A 15,900-nucleotide genomic window follows, 5' to 3' on the forward strand; every position below is an offset into this window, starting at 1 on the left:
CCGTGGTTAACTATCCATTAAGGCTGCAAGGTGCCTGCCGGGCCAAATGACCGGAGGGTGACTTCGCTAACGGGGAATGATGGTACCGCCTGCCCGGTTCGAACGGGCGACCTCTTGATCCACAATCAAGCGCTCTAACCTACTGAGCTAAGGCGGCACTGGCAGGCGGAATAGCCCTGACGACGCGCGATTGCAAGCCGTTTGCGGCGGAAAATTTGGCAGGTTTGCAGAGATATTGATGCCGCCCCGACGCGGGGCGCGCGCCGAGCTTGCGCCAAGTCGGTGGCGATCCAGCGATCTATCAGGCCAGAATTGGCCGCCGCATTTTCCACCATGCCGGCATGGGCTTGTGATCTTGCCTTTCGTGGTGCGCTGCGATAGCCGGTTCCGGCCCCGATGACGGCGGCTTGCGGAGGGTTCCCATGGGTATCAACACCGAACGAGACATCGAAGCCAACCTTCAGATCGGCCCGACCGATACCGGTATGGTGCGCATTTTCGTCAGCGCAGGAGAGGCCGAAATTCCGATGGATTTCTCGGCCGAGGAAGCCCGCGAGATCGCCGAGGAGATCTCTGCCGCGGCGCAGATGGCCGAAAAGGTCGGGCGCAGGAAGAAGTAAACCGTCGAACAGCAGGGCGGCCATGAGGTTCCGGATCGGTCCGGGACGGCGGGTCGCATTGGGCTGGCGGGGAGGTCCCGGCGCCGGGCCGGGACGGCGTTGTTGTGAACTCAGGCCTTGGCGAGCTTTGCCTCGCGGTTGGCGCGGAGACGGGCGAAATCGTCGCCGGCGTGGTAGGAGGACCGCGTCAGCGGCGTGGCCGAGACCATCAGGAAACCCTTGCCGTAGGCGGCCTTCTCGTAAGCGGCGAACTCGTCGGGATGCACGAAGCGGTCGACGCCGTGGTGCTTGGGGGTGGGTTGCAGATACTGGCCGATGGTCAGGAAATCCACATCGGCGGCGCGCATGTCGTCCATCACCTGCATCACAGCCTGCCGATCCTCGCCCAGCCCGACCATGATACCGGACTTGGTGAAGATCGACGGGTCGAGTTCCTTGACCCGTTGCAGCAGACGCAGGCTGTGGAAATAGCGGGCGCCGGGGCGGACCTCGGGATAAAGGCCGGGAACGGTCTCGAGGTTGTGGTTGAAGACGTCGGGGCGGGCCTCGACCACAGTTTCCAGCACGTCATCGGCGCATTTCAGGAAGTCCGGCGTCAGGATTTCGATGGTGGTATCGGGCGATCGGTGGCGCACCGCGCGGATGGTCTGGGCAAAGTGATCGGCGCCGCCGTCCTTGAGATCGTCGCGGTCGACGCTGGTGATGACCACGTGATTGAGCCCCAGCTTCTCGACCGCGAAGGCCACCCTGCCCGGCTCGAACGCGTCGAGATCCTGCGGGCGGCCGGTGGCGATGTTGCAGAAGGTGCAGCCGCGGGTGCAGATGTCGCCCATGATCATCATTGTGGCGTGACCCTGGCTCCAGCATTCGCCGGCATTGGGGCAGCTGGCCTCTTCGCAGACGGTGACCAGCTTGTTCTCGCGCATGATGCGGCGGGTCTCGTTATAGCCGGCGCCGCCCGGCGCCTTCACGCGAATCCACGACGGTTTCTTGGGCTGCGCATTGTCCGGACGATGTGCTTTTTCCGGGTGGCGCTGCTCAGGGATCTTGAGGTCTCGCACGATGTCCTCCCGCCGCGACGTGATGAGATTTCAGGCATATAACATAGCCAGCTCGCCCGGGCCATGCCCGTTCGGCAAAGCCGCTATGCAACGGTCCCGAAGTGCCTCGGTACGAACTCCTTCTGCATCTGCGAAGGTTGACTTCGCAGGTGCAGAATACTTGATGGCAGGCCAGACGGAATCGATGCTGAAGACAGGAGAGCAGACATGAAAACCGGCCAGAGCTTGCCCGATGTGACCTTCAAGACCCGCGTGCGCGACGACAGCCTCGATGGGCCCAACCCGTTCCGCTGGCAGGACAAGACCACCGCTGACTACTTTGCCGGCAAGCGGGTGATCCTGTTCTCGCTGCCCGGTGCCTTCACGCCGACCTGCTCGACCTACCAACTGCCCGGCTTCGAGCAGAACGCCGCGACCTTCGCAGGTCATGGGATCGACGCGATCTATTGCATGTCGGTCAACGACAGCTTCGTGATGAACAAGTGGGCCGCCGACCAGAAGCTGCAGAACGTCACCGTGGTCCCTGATGGCTCGGGCGAGTTCACCCGCAAGATCGGCATGCTGGTGGCCAAGGACAACCTCGGCTTCGGGATGCAGTCGTGGCGCTATGCGGCAATCGTCGACGACGGTGTCATCGAGGCCTGGTTCGAGGAGCCGGGGCTGGCGGACAACCATGGCGAGGATCCCTACGGCGTGTCGTCGCCCGAAACGCTGCTGGCCTACCTGGCGGACCAGTCCAAGGGCGTCGCGGCGGAATAGGCCGGGCCGTGGGGGCGCTGCCCCCGCCTTCGGCTCCTTCGGGATATTTTTGAAACCAGAGAAGGACCGGGGACTGCCTCGGTCCTTCTCCTTTACGGGGTCAGTCGAGTTGGACGGTAGCCTCGACCTCGAACAGCATGGCGTCGATGGCCAGCATCGGCACCGGCACCAGCGTCTGGGCAGGCAGGGCCCCGCCGAAGGTGCGGGTGACGGCCTCGGTGAGGATGGCGAGCTTCGCCATGTCATGATCAACCACGAAGACGGTCAGCTTGATGACCTGGTCGGGGGCCGTACCCAGCGCCTCCAGCACCGCGACGAGGTTGCTGTAGGTCTGTGCCACTTGGGTGGCAAAATCGGGCGCGAGCGCGCCGCTGCGATCCTGTCCGCCCTGCCCCGAGATGAAGGCAAGCCGGCCGCTGCCCGAGGTGATGGCGGCGGTGCTGTAGCCGTTGGGGCGGGGATCGGGCAGATGCGGCGGGTTGAACGGGCCGGATCCAGGCCGGGTGGCGGCGATTGGGGTCGGAGGCGTCATGTCAGGTCCTTTCTTGTGATGATGTCCCTGCACTAGGCGATAATGGTGCCACCAGATGTCACCTTTCGTGCTACAAGGGACCATGAATATCCAAACCCGTCAGGACGGCATCCTTCGCAGCCTTCGCCGCAGCGGCACATCCACCGTCGCCCAGCTGGCGGAAGAGACCGGCGTGTCGCGCCGCACCGTGCTGCGGGACATCGCCGGGCTCCGCGACCAGGGCCATGTCATTCACACAGAATGCGGGCGCGGCGGCGGGGTGCAATTGGATCCGCAGTCGGCGCAACGCAAGGCGCCGCTTGCGGTGACCGAGGTCTTCGCGCTGCTTGTCACGGTTGCGGCGATTCGTGCGGCGCGGGCTCTGCCGTTCTCGGACCTCGCGGACGCGGGGCTTGCCAAGATCGAGCGGACCCTGCCGGGCGACAGGTTGCGCGACCTGCGCCGCCTGCTGGACTGCCTGCACGTGGGGCAATTGTCGCCGCGTCAGGACTTGTCGGATCTCGGTGACATCGACGCCGATCTGTTAGTGGCCTTCGAGACCGCCTTTCTGGAGCGGCGGCACATGCGGTTTCGCTATCGCGACGCCAAGGGTAACGTCACCGAGCGCACGGTCGAGCCGCAGGCAATCCTGATCCTGCCGCCGCTGTGGTATCTCGTGGGATGGGATCCTGACCGCGCGGACTTCCGCCACTTCCGAATGGATCGGATCAGCCGACCGGAGGCGATGGACGGCACCGCGTTCCGCCGCCGCCGCGTGCCCTTCAAGGATGATGTCTGCCCCTTCCGCCGACCCTAGAGCAGCGGCCAGGGCGAGGTCGGCTTGGTGCGGCGCAGGACGAAGTTTGTGTGGCTGGCACGGACCAGGCCCGAGGCCAGCACCCCGCGCATCAGGAAATGTTCAAGGTCCTCCGGGTCGCGGGCGGCGATCTTGAGGATATAGTCGCTTTCGCCGGTGACCGAGGCACATTCGATGATCCGCTCTTGGGTCTGGATCAGGCGGTTGAATGCGCCGATGGTCTCCTCCCGGTGGTCCATCAGCGAAACGAAGACATAGGCCAGCGCATGCAACCCCAGCAGCTTGGGATTGAGACGCGCGGCATAACCGATGATCAGCCCTGCCTCCTCCATGCGCTTGATGCGGCGCCAGCATGGCGATGTGGAGAGCGCAACCTTGTCGGCGATCTCCTGAATGCTGGCCTTGCCGTCGGTTTGCAGGATATCAAGGATCCGACGGTCAGTGTCATCTAGGGTAAGGGTCATATTGCCTGTGATTCCGATAAGTGCGCAATGACTTGCCTCATATTGGCGATTTCCCGGCAGGAAAGGCAAGAAATTTCCTTGTCAGGGGCGCACACTGGGCGTGAGGAGGAGCGAACCATGCCCAAGAATACCAGTTACATCGCCAAGCATCCCGACGATAACGGCTACATTGCCTATACGGTCGAAGAGGATGCCGTCTGGCGCGATCTCTATGCCCGGCAGCTGCCCAACGTGCTGGCGCATTCGGCGACGGCCTATCTGGATGGGCTGGAGCGGGTCGGCCTGTCGAAGACCCGTGTGCCGCAATGCACCGAGGTCTCGGACACGCTGCGCGGGCTCACCGGCTGGCAGGTGCAGCCGGTGCCGGCGCTGATCCCCTTCGGCACCTTCTTCGGAATGTTGTCAGAGAGAACTTTCCCGGCGGCGTCGTTCATCCGGCGGCGCGAACATTTCGACTATATCGAGGAGCCGGATATCTTTCACGAGCTGTTCGGCCATACGCCGCTTCTAACCGACCCCCGCTTCGCCGGGTTCTCCGAGGCGATTGGCAAGGCCGGGCAGCAGGCGGGGCCGAAAGATTACTCGTGGCTGATCCGGCTCTACTGGTTCTCGATTGAATTCGGATTGGTGCGCGAGGGTGACGGATACAAGACGCTGGGGTCGGGTCTGGCCTCCTCGGTCAGCGAACTGCCTTGGGCGGTCAGCGAAAACGGGCCGGAGCGGCGCCCGTTCGACATCATCGACATGCTGCGCACGCCCTACAGGATCGACATCCATCAGCCGGTCTACTTCGTGATCGAGGATCTGGACGACCTGTTCGCCGCCGCCGAACGCGACCTGATGGCGGACGTGCGTCAGGCGCAGCAGCTGGGCTTGCATGCGCCCTCCTATCCGCCGAAAGATGACGCCGCAGCATGAGGAGTGCGTGATGAGTATCTGCAAGATCGGAGGCGGCTGTTCCGCCGACACCCCGACGCTGGACCGCGACACGGCAGCAGCGGCGATGAAGGAGTTGGACGACGGCTGGACGCTGTCCGACGACGGCACCACCATCACCCGTCGGATCGAGGTGAAGGGGTTCGCTAAGGCGGTGTACCTTGCCAACCTCGCGGCCTGGATGGCTGACCGGCACGGGCACCACCCGGACGTGGCCTTTGGCTGGGGTTATTGCGAGGTCAGCTATACCACGCATGAGGCCGGCGGACTGTCCGAGATCGACATCACCTGCGCCAAGGATTTCGACGGGCTGTTGCAGTAAGGCCCGTCAGGATACTGCCGGACCTGATACGGGGTCGCCCCGCCTGTTTATCCGCGGATTAGGCAGGAGGTCCCGGCACGGGGACCGGGACGCGGCTTGTTCCGTTGTGCTGTCCCCGCGCGATCAGCCGATCAAAGTGTCGCCGCCCAGCACCTCGTCGTAGAAACGGCGGAGACGTTGCAGCGCGATGCGAAGCACGATCTTTCCGGACCGCGCGCACCATCCCATGCGTTTCTCGGTGGTTTCCAGCCCTTCCAGCTGGCAGCAGCAGCGCAGAACCACGTCGCCCAGCCCGGGCCCGAGATCGCCGAGCGCTTCGGCCACGCGACGGCGGGCGTCCGATGCGGCCATCGGGCCGTCGCCCCGGCCTGACGGGATGTCGGCCCCCGGCGTCAGGAAACGGTCCCAGTTCTGCGTCGAGCTTGGCATCATCTGCGCCAATTCGAAATCCTCGCGCAACCGTTCGCCTGCTGCCACCAGATCGTCCGACAGGAACGGTGTGCCGTCCTTGTCACGCCGCCGCGCCAAGGCGCTGAGCGGGGTTTCGTTGCTGCTATAGCGGACGCGGCGGCGGCGTGGCGTGGCCTCGGCCGCGGGGCCGATGAAGGCGACGGGGGCTTCAGCCATGCCGGATGCGGTGCCGGATTGCAGACCGCTTTCATGTTGCGCCAGCAGGCGACCGAGCGCCGCACGCCCCGAAGCGGTGATCTGATAGCGCGCGATCCGCCCCGGTGTCTTGCAGGCGATCCACTCTTTCAGCGCCATGGCCTCGGCGATCGCAGTGTCGACCACTGCGGTGCGCTGGGTCGCGCCCGAGGGCGTGTCGCGCACTACCACCGCCTTTTCCATATCGGGAACCACTGCCAGCACAGCGCCGGTCTCGGTCAACCGTCTGAGGATGCGCCGGGCCTCACGGTCGAGGGTTTCATCGTCTGTCGGAATTGTCTCTTTCCGGGACTGTGCCGCCATGTCCTTGCCTTTCGTTATCGCAAGCGTCGCGGGGTCTTTGGATCGGCCAAGCTGGCGAAGGGCCGCATCGACCAGCGGATCGTCCCGCCGGTTCTCAAGCCGGCGCACCTGACGCAGCACAGTGGACGGATGCAGACCGGAGGCCTTGGCCAGTTGCCGGAGCGATTGTCCCTGTTCGACGTGCCGAATGTAGTGCGATGCCGCAGCAGGCACCCAGCCCGGCAATTTGCCGGATCCGGTGCCCGCGTCCCCCTTGCCCCTTTGGTCAGTCACCATCTAACGCAAGCCTTGCCTTCAATTTGGTTCGAATTATCCACAACCTAAAGGCGATTTAGTTACCCAATGGTTAACTGTTGTCGCCTCATAACAGCATTGTTTCCAAAGTATAAATAAAGCTGATCGGTCCGCGCTTAAGGCGAGCAGCCTGCGCAACACCCCGTTAGATTGTGAGAAAGTGCCGGAAATGCGAACCGCTTCGGAAAGGAACCGACATGCAAGATGCCGTCACCATATTCAGCCAACTCCGCCGCCCCCGGCTTCTCATCCGGGCGGCGCGTGCAGGGCTGGTCGACTATCGGCGCGAGGTGCATCTGGCGCGCACACTTGGGGCCGCCGCCCCGCGGCGTAGCGGGCCGGCATTGGCCAAATTGATGGAACTGGAAGGTGCGCTGAACGACGCAAGGCTGGAACGCTGCGCCAGCTACAGCGTAGCCCGGCACGTCGAGGTCATGATCGCCATGATGGGCGAAGCAAGGCTGATGCGACCGGCGGGGTGATCCGCCGGACGCACGTGCCTATCAGCTGAAGGCGTCCTTCATCGAGGCCTTCTTGCGGGCCACGTAACCGGCAAGCGCCTCGTTCACCGCCGGGTCGATCTGCGGCTGCTGGTAGTTGGCCAACAGCTTCGCAACCCGCTCGGCCGCCAGCGTCTGGGTGTCGCGGCCGCCCTCTTCGTCCCATGTCTCGAACGGTTTGTAGTCCAGCAGGTCGGTCTTCCAGAAGGCATGCTGGAAGTTGGCCTGCGTATGGGCGCAGCCCAGATAGTGACCGCCCGGGCCAACCTCGCGAATCGCGTCCATGGCCTGGGCGTTCTCGTCGATCTCGATGCCGCGGGCCAACTGGTGCAGCACGCCAAGCTGGTCGGCGTCCATCACGAACTTCTCGAAACTCGCCACCAGACCGCCTTCGAGCCAGCCGCAGGCGTGCAGCATGAAGTTGACGCCGCCGAGCAGAGCGGCGTTGAGCGTGTGCGACGTCTCATAGGCGGCCTGTGCGTCGGGCAGTTTCGACCCGCAAAGCCCGCCGCCGGAGCGGAACGGCAGGTTCATGCGCCGCGCTAGTTGACCGGCGCCATAAAGGATGTGCGACGCCTCGGGGGTGCCGAAGGTCGGCGCGCCCGAACCCATGTCGATCGAGGTCACGAAAGCGCCGAAGATCACCGGCGCACCGGGACGAACGAGTTGGCTGTAGGCGATGCCGGCCAGTACCTCGGCCAGTACCTGGGTCAGCGTGCCCGCCACCGACACCGGCGCCATCGCACCGCCGACAATGAAGGGCGAGACGATGCAGGCCTGGTTGTTCTTGGCATAGACCTCGAGCGCGCCCATCATCACGTCGTCGAACGTCAGCGGCGAGTTCACGTTGATGAGCGAGGTCATCACCGTGTTGTCCTGCACGAAGTCCTTTCCGAACAGGATCTCGCACATCTCGACCGAATCCTGCGCCCGCGACGGTTCGGTCACCGAACCCATGAACGGTTTGTCCGACAGGGTCATGTGGGCGTGCAGCATGTCGAGGTGACGCTTGTTCACCGGGACATCGGTGGGTTCGCAGACTGTGCCGCCAGAATGGTGCAGCCATTTGGACATGTAGCCCAGTCTCACGAAGTTGCGGAAATCCTCCATCGTCGCATAGCGGCGGCCGCCGGCGCTGTCACGCACGAAGGGCGGTCCGTAAACCGGGGCAAGCACGAGGGATTTTCCGCCGATCTCGACATTGCGGGCCGGATTGCGCGCATGCTGGGTAAAGCGCGACGGCGCCGTGGCACAGAGCTTCCGGGCCAGACCGCGCGGGATGTGTACCCGTTCGCCACGGACATCGGCCCCGGCCTCGGTCCAGCGGGCGCAGGCCTCCGGGTTGTTGACGAAGTTGACGCCGATCTCTTCGAGCACGGTCTCGGCGTTGTATTCGATGATTTCCAGAGCTTCGTCGTTCAAGACCTCGAAGTTGGGAATGTTGCGCTCGATGAACTTCGCGGTATCAAAGCTGACGGCAGAGCGCTGCGCACGGCGGGCCGCGCCGCCTCCGCCTCGTGCCCGCCTGCGGCTGTCTGCATCTGCCATGGTGTCGCCCTTTCGTCAGGTCTCGCGGTGCGTCGCGTCATCGGTCTGGCACCGGGAATAGCCAATGGGCCGCGATCGGCGCTGACAAATTGCGCCGCCTGAGAGGCGAAAGCGACATTGCACACCGGTTTTGACCCGGACGGGGGTCCTGTGCATTATGGATGCGGGAGCGGGCAGCAAAGGCGGTGGCATGGCGACAGGCACCCAGACCAAGGCGCAGCCCGATGAGCGCAAGACACTGACATCGCCGGAAATCACGGCGGTCGCGCATTTGTATCGTGGCGAGGTCTATCGCAGTACGATCTGGCGCACGCGGCTGGACACCACGACCAACTGGTCGGTGGTGACGCTGGGCGTGGCCCTGTCGATCTCCTTTTCCTCACCCGAGGCCTCGCCCCTGCCTCTTGTGCTGGTGGGCGTGCTGATCATGCTGTTTCTGTTTCTCGAAGCGCGGCGCTATCGCTATTTCAACGTCTGGCGGGCACGGTGCCGCTGGCTCGAAACGCATTTCTACGCGCCGATGCTTGACGACGGCGACCTGCACCTGGAGGAGCACTGGCAGAAAACCTTGGCCGAGGATTACCTGCGGCCGCGCTATCACGTGACCTTCCTGGTGGCGATCGGGCGGCGCATACGGTCGAACTACCTGTGGATCCTGCTGATCCAGACGCTGGCCTTCGCCGGTAAGATCGCGGTGCACCCGGGGCCGATCCAAAGCTGGGATCAGGCGATAGACCGCGCCGCCGTGGGGCCGATCCCGGGCGAGGCCCTGTTCGCCGGCGGGCTGTTCTACGTGGTGACATGGACCGGTGTGGCGATCTGGTCGTGGCGGCGGGACGTGAAGCGCTCGGCCTGGCGCGGGCGTCCCCGGTCGGATTCGATGGGGTAAGAACGGCGAAGAAACGCTTGGGCGGACATTCAGTGCGTCTGGATGCTGTGGCGCGCGATGCAAAAATACGGTGACGGCGACAATGTGCCAGCCACGCCCGCGAAAGCTGAGAAACGGCCGCTCCAAGCCGCCCAAACGGCGAACGTCCCGCACCTCTTGACCGGCCCCGAAGGCCCCTTCGGATCACGCGCATGGCCGCACCCTCGCACCATTCCCGCCCCGCATGGCCGACGAATCCGCAACCTCGCTCTTGCCCTCCCAACCGCCCGCGCCTAAAGCCTTGCCATGACCCAGGATACCCATGACCGCCTTCTGATCATCGACTTCGGCAGCCAGGTGACGCAACTCATTGCGCGGCGCCTGCGCGAGTTGAACGTCTATTGCGAAATTCACCCCTACCAGAACGTCACCGATGCCTTTCTGGCCGAGTTCGCGCCCAAGGCCGTGATCTTCTCGGGCGGGCCGGACTCGGTGATGCGCGAGGGCTCTCCCCGACCGCCGAAAAAGGTCTACGATCTGGGCGTGCCGATCCTTGGCATCTGTTACGGGCAACAGGTGATGATGGCCGACCTTGGCGGACGCGTGGAAGCCGGCGAACATGCCACGGCAGAATTTGGCCGCGCCTGGGTGACGCCTTCAGAGACCCGGCCCGACTTCCTGACCGGCTGGTTCATGGACGGTTCGGGACGCGAGCAGGTGTGGATGAGCCACGGCGACCACGTGGCCGAACTTGCCCCGGGGTTCGCGGTCTACGGCACCTCGCCCGGCGCCCCCTTTGCCGTCGCGGCTGACCTCGACCGGCGCTTCTACGCGGTGCAGTTCCATCCCGAGGTGCACCACACCCCCAACGGCAAGACGCTCTATGAGAACTTCATCAAGGACGCGGGTTTCAGCGGCGACTGGACGATGGATGCCTACCGCGACGAGGCGATCCGCAAGATCCGCGAACAGGTGGGTGACAAGCAGGTGATCTGCGGGCTGTCGGGCGGGGTCGATTCGTCGGTCGCGGCGGTGCTGATCCACGAGGCGATCGGCGACCAACTGACCTGCGTTTTCGTCGACCATGGTCTCCTGCGTCAGAACGAGGCGCGGGAAGTCGTGACCATGTTCCGCGACAGTTACAACATTCCGCTGATCCACGCCGACGAGACCGAGCTGTTCCTGGGCGAATTGGAAGGCGTCAGCGACCCCGAGACCAAGCGCAAGATCATCGGCAAGCTCTTCATCGACGTGTTCCAGAAGTACGCGGGCGAGATCGAAGGCGCCGAGTTCCTCGCCCAAGGCACGCTCTACCCCGACGTAATCGAATCGGTCAGCTTTTCCGGCGGTCCTTCGGTGACCATCAAATCGCATCACAACGTCGGTGGCCTGCCCGAGAAGATGGGGCTGAAACTGGTCGAGCCGCTGCGCGAGCTCTTCAAGGATGAGGTGCGCGCCCTGGGCCATGAACTGGGCCTGCCGGCAAGTTTCATCGGCCGCCACCCCTTCCCCGGTCCGGGTCTCGCGATCCGTTGCCCTGGCGAGATCACCCGTGAAAAGTTGGAGATCCTGCGCAAGGCGGACGCTGTCTATATCGACCAGATCCGCAAGCATGGGCTCTACGACGAGATTTGGCAGGCCTTTGTCGCGATCCTGCCGGTGCGCACCGTGGGCGTGATGGGTGACGGGCGGACATACGACTTCGCCTGCGCACTGCGCGCGGTGACGTCAGTGGACGGGATGACGGCCGATTACTATCCGTTCAGCCACGATTTCCTCGGTGAAACGGCCACGCGGATCATCAACGAGGTCAAGGGCATCAACCGGGTCACCTATGACGTGACCTCGAAACCGCCGGGCACCATCGAATGGGAATGACTTGGTGCGAGACGGGTCTTTGCGGAAAATGAAAAGGGCCGGCGCTGGGATGCAGCGCCGGCCTTTCTTTTTCAGGCAGCCTTGGATTTGCTGCGGTTGGGGCGCCGACGACGGCCCGCGCCGGGCTTGCCGGCACCGGCGTTGCCGCCTCCGCCCGAGGGACGACCGCGCCCACGGCCCCTGCCCTTGTTTGCATTTTCCGGCGGGGTGATGTCTTCCCACGGGCGGCCCGAGGCCACCGGGATCGTCAGTTTCATCACCTTCTGGATGGCCTTGAACTCGCCCATCTCGTCCGGTGCGCAAAAGGCGATCGCGGCGCCGTCACGCCCAGCACGTGCCGTGCGGCCAATGCGATGGACATAGTTGTCGGCCACGTTGGGCAGGTCGAAGTTGTAGACGTGGCGCACGTCGGGGATGTCGATGCCCCGCGCCGCGACATCGGTCGCCACCAGCACCCGCATGGTGCCTTCGCGGAATGCGGCAAGCGCACGGTCGCGCTGGCCCTGGCTCTTGTTGCCGTGGATCGACGTGGCGGCGAAGCCCTGCGCCACCAGCCCCTTCATCAGCTTTTCGGCGCCGTGCTTGGTGCGGCAGAACACCAGCGCCAACTCGTCCCGGTGACCGTCAAGCAGCTCGCTCAGCAGGCCCGGCTTGTGCTGCTTGGTGACGAAGTGCACCGCCTGCGTGACCTTGTCGGCGGCCTTGCCCGGAGGCGAAACCTCGACACGGATCGGGTTGGTCAAATAGCTGTTGGCGATCTCGTTCATCTGCTTCGGCATGGTGGCCGAGAACAGCATGGTCTGGCGCTCCTCGGGCAGCTCGCGCGAGATACGGCGCAGGGCGTGGATGAAGCCCAAATCGAGCATCTGGTCGGCTTCGTCGAGCACCAGAAAGGCGGTGTCGTTCAGGCGCAGGGCGCGGCGGTCCATCAGGTCGATCAGACGGCCGGGCGTGGCGACCAGCAGGTCGGTGCCGCGCTCGAGCCGCTTGATCTGGGCGTTGATCGACTGGCCGCCGACGACCATGCCGGTTTTGACGGCAGTGCCTTCGGACAGCACGCGCATATGCTCGACAATCTGCTTCGCCAACTCGCGGGTCGGCGCAAGGATCAGCGCGCGAATGGATTTAGGTTCGGGCTTGGAGCCATATTCCAGCAGCTGCGTCATCAGCGGCAGGCCGAAGGCCATGGTCTTGCCGGTGCCGGTCTGGGCCAGCCCCATCACGTCGCGGCCGTTCAGCGCATGCGGGATCGCGTGGCTCTGGATTGGTGTGGGTTCGTCGATGCCGATGGTGGCAAGGCGGGTCAGCAGGTGCTTGGGCAGGCCCATCATGTCGAATTGCGTCAAAGTATTTCCTTCCGGACGCGACCCCATGGCCCCGCCCTTAGACTGCCCCGGAACGCGGGGCGCGGTGGTGGCCGCAAAAGCCCTGCGCCCGGGCAGAATTGCCCCAGCGCCGCTTTGCGGTTCGGCCCCACGCGTGATTTTGGGAACATCAGCGGTCCTCGGATCGGCGCTCTCGGGCGCACAGGCTGCTCACGCGGCAGTGGACATCGCTTGGGGGGACATCGTCTTTCCGCAGGGCAAAGTCAAGCCCCGGGGGCTTTTCCCGGTCCGGCAAATCGCCTAGACCCGGGGCCGCGACGTAGGACCGGACGGGATCATGAACCAGACCATTATGGAACGCTGCGAGGCAAAGGGCCTGCGAATGACCGGCCAGCGGCGGGTGATTGCAGCCGTCTTGCAGGAAAGCGACGATCATCCGGATGTGGAAGAGCTTTACGCGCGCGCCTCGGCACGGGACAGCGCGATCTCGATTGCGACGGTTTACCGCACGGTAAAACTGTTTGAAGAAGCCGGGATCCTCGAGAAGCTGGAATTTGGTGACGGCCGCGCCCGGTACGAGGATGCCGAGCGGGACCATCACGACCACCTGATCGACATGAACTCGGGTGAGGTGATCGAATTCGTCGATCCGGAGATCGAGGCCCTGCAGGAGAAGATCGCCGAGAAACTGGGGTATCGACTGAAGGGGCACAGGCTGGAGCTTTACGGGGTGCCGATCCGCAAGTAGGCCCGCCCGACTTCGTGCGGGATTACGGGATACGTGCTATACTAGCACCGCATTCCAGAGACCCATTCAGCATGGAGAGACCGCCATGGCACATGTCGATTGGTACATCGAGGGCCGGTCGTTCGGAAACTGCAATTGCAACTACGGCTGTCCCTGCCAGTTCGAGGATCTTCCGACACAGGGGCATTGCCGCGGGTTCGAGGTGATGGAGATCGACAAGGGGCACTTCGGCGACACCGATCTCAAGGGGCTTCGGACGGCGCTGATCTATGCCTGGCCCGGACCGATCTTTGAGGGCGGGGGCGAAATGCAGGTGATCATCGACGAACGCGCCGACGAAGCCCAGCGCGAGGCCCTGCGCACGGTGCTGTGCGGCGGAGAGACCGACGACGAAGCGACGCACTGGTGGGTCTATCATGCGATGTCCAGCAAGGTGCATGACCCGCTCTACAAACCGATCGAGTTCGACGTCGATATCGAGGAACGGACCGCAAAGGTCACGATCTCCGGCGTTCTGAGCTCGACGGGCCGGCCCATTCAGCCGCCCCACGGCGGTGCGCCGCACCGCGTGCGGATCGACATTCCCGGCGGCATCGAGTTCACGCTGGCCGAGATCGGCAGCGCCAGCACCCGGGCCGAAGGTGTCATCGAACTGGACCTTGACGACAGTTACGGCCAGTGGGCGATCCTGAAACACGGGCCCAGCGGCATCGCCGCCTGATCTCACCGCCCGTTCCCTGCGCTCTCCAGCGGCGCCGGCGAATTGGGCGCTCCCCGCCCTGCTTCGTTTGCCAACACGATGGACTTACGCGGCATGGCCAAGCGGCGGCGATTTGCTATAGAGGCGCGACACAGCATTTCAGGAGACAGACTGCATGAAAACACGGGTGACATGGGCCGGGCAACGCACCTTCGTCGGCGAATCGTCCACCGGGCACAGCATCGCCTTCGGAACCGCACGCGACAGCGACGGGCTGAAACCGGGGCCGTCGCCGATGGAACTGGTGCTGATTGGCACCGGGGGCTGTTCAGCCTATGACGTGGTCTCGATTCTCGAAAAGGGCCGGCAAAAGGTCGACGACGTGGTGGTCGAACTGGATGCCGACCGCGCCGAGACCGAGCCGAAGGTTTTCACCCGCATCCACATGCACTTCATCGTCAGCGGGCGTGGGATCGATCCGGCACGGGTTGAACGCGCGGTGAACCTCTCGGTCGAGAAATACTGCTCGGCCTCGGCGATGATGGCGGCAACCGCCACGCTGACACATGACTTCGAGGTTGTGGAAACCACCGAGACCTGACCTGCTTGGCACCCGCGCGGTGACGGGATAGGCAGGAGCCGACCTTCCCTGCCCCGGACTTCCAAGATGCATGTGCTGCGCGCGATCCTTTTCATGACGGCGTCGATGGCGTGTCTCGCGCTCAGCGACCTGTTCATCAAGCTGTCGGGGTCGCGGATGCCACCCGGGCAGGTGATGTTCCTGCTCAGCGCGGGCGGGACCCTGCTGTTCGTGCTGCTGGCGAAGGTGCGCGGTGTCGCCCTGCTGTCGCCGCTGTTCTGGCATCCCGCCGTCCTCGGCCGCAACGGGTTCGAAATCCTCGCGGCGCTGGGTCTGGTGACCGGCATTTCATGGACACCGCTGCCGATGGTCGCGGCGATCATGCAGTCGACGCCGCTGCTGGTGACGCTGGGCGCGGCGGTGTTCCTGCGCGAAACCGTGGGGTGGCGGCGCTGGGCCGCGATCCTCGTCGGGTTGTTCGGGATGCTGCTGGTGGTGCGTCCGGGGTTTGAGGGGTTCGAGCCGGCGGCGCTGCTGATGGTGATGGCGGCCTGCGCGCTGGCCGGGCGCGATCTGCTGACCCGGCTTGCGCCCGACACCGTGCCTTCCCTTGCGCTGTCGACATGGGGCTTCGCGGCGACGGTGCCGGCGGGGTTTGTGCTGATGCTTATCATGGGCCCGGAGACCGGGGTCGGCGGGCTGGCCTATGTCTACGTGGCGGCGGCGGTGCTGGTGACCACCAGCGGCTATTACCTTGTGACCGAGGCGATGCGGATGGCGCCGGCCTCGGTGGTCTCGCCCTTCCGCTACAGCCGGCTGGTGTTCACCATGGGTCTCGGCATCCTCGTTCTGGGCGACCGGCCCGACGCGCTGACCCTGACCGGGGCGGCGATCATCCTCGCCGCCGGGCTCTATACTTTCCTGCGCGAAAGACGTCTGGCGCAATCGGCCCCTGCCCCGTCGCGGCCCTGAGCCGGGACCTCGTCGCCCGCGCTGTCAT

At 64.5% G+C, this 15,900-nt stretch carries 18 protein-coding genes and 1 tRNA gene; 12 read left to right on the plus strand and 7 right to left on the minus strand.

Features of this window, described 5'->3' with window-relative positions:
* Positions 1-80: 80 nt before the first annotated feature.
* Positions 81-157: transfer RNA gene (locus AC04PT_RS12570), tRNA-His, on the minus strand.
* Between the two features lie 265 nt (positions 158-422).
* Here AC04PT_RS12570 and AC04PT_RS12575 point away from each other — a divergent pair.
* Positions 423-620, plus strand: coding sequence for a DUF6324 family protein (locus tag AC04PT_RS12575; RefSeq protein ID WP_482874046.1), 198 nt, complete (start codon positions 423-425; stop codon positions 618-620).
* A gap of 110 nt (positions 621-730) precedes the next feature.
* Here the strand turns inward: AC04PT_RS12575 and lipA are convergent, their stop codons facing one another.
* On the minus strand, positions 731-1,681 hold the full coding sequence (lipA, locus tag AC04PT_RS12580; RefSeq protein WP_482874047.1) for a lipoyl synthase: 951 nt from the start codon (positions 1,679-1,681) through the stop codon (positions 731-733).
* Between the two features lie 207 nt (positions 1,682-1,888).
* Between lipA and AC04PT_RS12585 the strand changes: the two genes are divergently transcribed.
* On the plus strand, positions 1,889-2,440 hold the full coding sequence (locus tag AC04PT_RS12585; RefSeq protein ID WP_482874048.1) for a redoxin family protein: 552 nt from the start codon (positions 1,889-1,891) through the stop codon (positions 2,438-2,440).
* 100 nt (positions 2,441-2,540) lie between these two features.
* Here the strand turns inward: AC04PT_RS12585 and AC04PT_RS12590 are convergent, their stop codons facing one another.
* Positions 2,541-2,972, minus strand: a complete 432-nt coding sequence (locus AC04PT_RS12590) for a RidA family protein (protein ID WP_482874049.1) — start codon at positions 2,970-2,972, stop codon at positions 2,541-2,543.
* A gap of 82 nt (positions 2,973-3,054) precedes the next feature.
* Between AC04PT_RS12590 and AC04PT_RS12595 the strand changes: the two genes are divergently transcribed.
* Positions 3,055-3,768 (plus strand): helix-turn-helix transcriptional regulator, encoded by a 714-nt coding sequence (locus tag AC04PT_RS12595; protein ID WP_482874050.1) that lies wholly within the window; start codon positions 3,055-3,057, stop codon positions 3,766-3,768.
* Here AC04PT_RS12595 and AC04PT_RS12600 read toward each other — a convergent pair.
* Entirely contained in the window at positions 3,765-4,232 is a 468-nt protein-coding gene (locus AC04PT_RS12600) for an Lrp/AsnC family transcriptional regulator (RefSeq protein WP_482874051.1), read from the minus strand. The two genes, AC04PT_RS12595 and AC04PT_RS12600, sit on opposite strands and share 4 nt — an antisense overlap.
* Positions 4,233-4,349: 117 nt before the next feature.
* On the opposite strand from AC04PT_RS12600, the gene phhA reads away from it, so the two are divergent.
* Both phhA and AC04PT_RS12610 read left to right on the plus strand, forming a co-directional pair.
* Complete coding sequence (phhA, locus tag AC04PT_RS12605; protein WP_482874052.1) at positions 4,350-5,150, plus strand: phenylalanine 4-monooxygenase; 801 nt, start codon at positions 4,350-4,352, stop codon at positions 5,148-5,150.
* A gap of 10 nt (positions 5,151-5,160) precedes the next feature.
* Positions 5,161-5,490 (plus strand): 4a-hydroxytetrahydrobiopterin dehydratase, encoded by a 330-nt coding sequence (locus AC04PT_RS12610; protein WP_482874053.1) that lies wholly within the window; start codon positions 5,161-5,163, stop codon positions 5,488-5,490.
* 123 nt (positions 5,491-5,613) lie between these two features.
* Here the strand turns inward: AC04PT_RS12610 and AC04PT_RS12615 are convergent, their stop codons facing one another.
* Positions 5,614-6,735 carry a DUF6456 domain-containing protein gene (locus AC04PT_RS12615; protein WP_482874054.1) on the minus strand — a complete coding sequence of 374 codons (1,122 nt, stop codon included), beginning with the start codon at positions 6,733-6,735 and terminating at the stop codon, positions 5,614-5,616.
* Positions 6,736-6,950: 215 nt separating this feature from the next.
* Between AC04PT_RS12615 and AC04PT_RS12620 the strand changes: the two genes are divergently transcribed.
* Positions 6,951-7,235, plus strand: coding sequence for a DUF6477 family protein (locus AC04PT_RS12620; RefSeq protein WP_482874055.1), 285 nt, complete (start codon positions 6,951-6,953; stop codon positions 7,233-7,235).
* 21 nt (positions 7,236-7,256) lie between these two features.
* Here the strand turns inward: AC04PT_RS12620 and AC04PT_RS12625 are convergent, their stop codons facing one another.
* The gene (locus AC04PT_RS12625) at positions 7,257-8,801 is read right to left on the minus strand and encodes a trimethylamine methyltransferase family protein (RefSeq protein ID WP_482874056.1); all 1,545 of its coding nucleotides are present in this window, start codon (positions 8,799-8,801) and stop codon (positions 7,257-7,259) included.
* Positions 8,802-8,991: 190 nt separating this feature from the next.
* On the opposite strand from AC04PT_RS12625, the gene AC04PT_RS12630 reads away from it, so the two are divergent.
* Both AC04PT_RS12630 and guaA read left to right on the plus strand, forming a co-directional pair.
* A complete protein-coding gene (locus tag AC04PT_RS12630) occupies positions 8,992-9,690 on the plus strand; it encodes a DUF2270 domain-containing protein (protein WP_482874057.1) in 699 nt (232 codons plus the stop codon).
* 285 nt (positions 9,691-9,975) lie between these two features.
* Positions 9,976-11,547, plus strand: coding sequence for a glutamine-hydrolyzing GMP synthase (guaA, locus tag AC04PT_RS12635; protein WP_482874058.1), 1,572 nt, complete (start codon positions 9,976-9,978; stop codon positions 11,545-11,547).
* A gap of 71 nt (positions 11,548-11,618) precedes the next feature.
* On the opposite strand, the gene AC04PT_RS12640 is transcribed toward guaA, so the two are convergent.
* Positions 11,619-12,893, minus strand: coding sequence for a DEAD/DEAH box helicase (locus tag AC04PT_RS12640; RefSeq protein ID WP_482874059.1), 1,275 nt, complete (start codon positions 12,891-12,893; stop codon positions 11,619-11,621).
* A gap of 316 nt (positions 12,894-13,209) precedes the next feature.
* Between AC04PT_RS12640 and AC04PT_RS12645 the strand changes: the two genes are divergently transcribed.
* The 4 genes from AC04PT_RS12645 to AC04PT_RS12660 all read left to right on the plus strand — a co-directional run bounded on the left by AC04PT_RS12645 (position 13,210) and on the right by AC04PT_RS12660 (position 15,872).
* Positions 13,210-13,620 carry a Fur family transcriptional regulator gene (locus tag AC04PT_RS12645; protein WP_482874060.1) on the plus strand — a complete coding sequence of 137 codons (411 nt, stop codon included), beginning with the start codon at positions 13,210-13,212 and terminating at the stop codon, positions 13,618-13,620.
* An 85-nt stretch (positions 13,621-13,705) separates the two neighbouring features.
* On the plus strand, positions 13,706-14,341 hold the full coding sequence (locus AC04PT_RS12650; RefSeq protein ID WP_482874061.1) for a DUF1326 domain-containing protein: 636 nt from the start codon (positions 13,706-13,708) through the stop codon (positions 14,339-14,341).
* Positions 14,342-14,495: 154 nt separating this feature from the next.
* Positions 14,496-14,921: an OsmC family protein gene (locus tag AC04PT_RS12655; RefSeq protein WP_482874062.1), complete on the plus strand. Its 426-nt coding sequence runs from the start codon at positions 14,496-14,498 to the stop codon at positions 14,919-14,921.
* A 66-nt stretch (positions 14,922-14,987) separates the two neighbouring features.
* Positions 14,988-15,872: a DMT family transporter gene (locus tag AC04PT_RS12660; protein ID WP_482874063.1), complete on the plus strand. Its 885-nt coding sequence runs from the start codon at positions 14,988-14,990 to the stop codon at positions 15,870-15,872.
* Positions 15,873-15,900 lie beyond the last annotated feature (28 nt).

It is taken from the genome of Litorisediminivivens sp. KMU-197 (assembly GCF_056858395.1).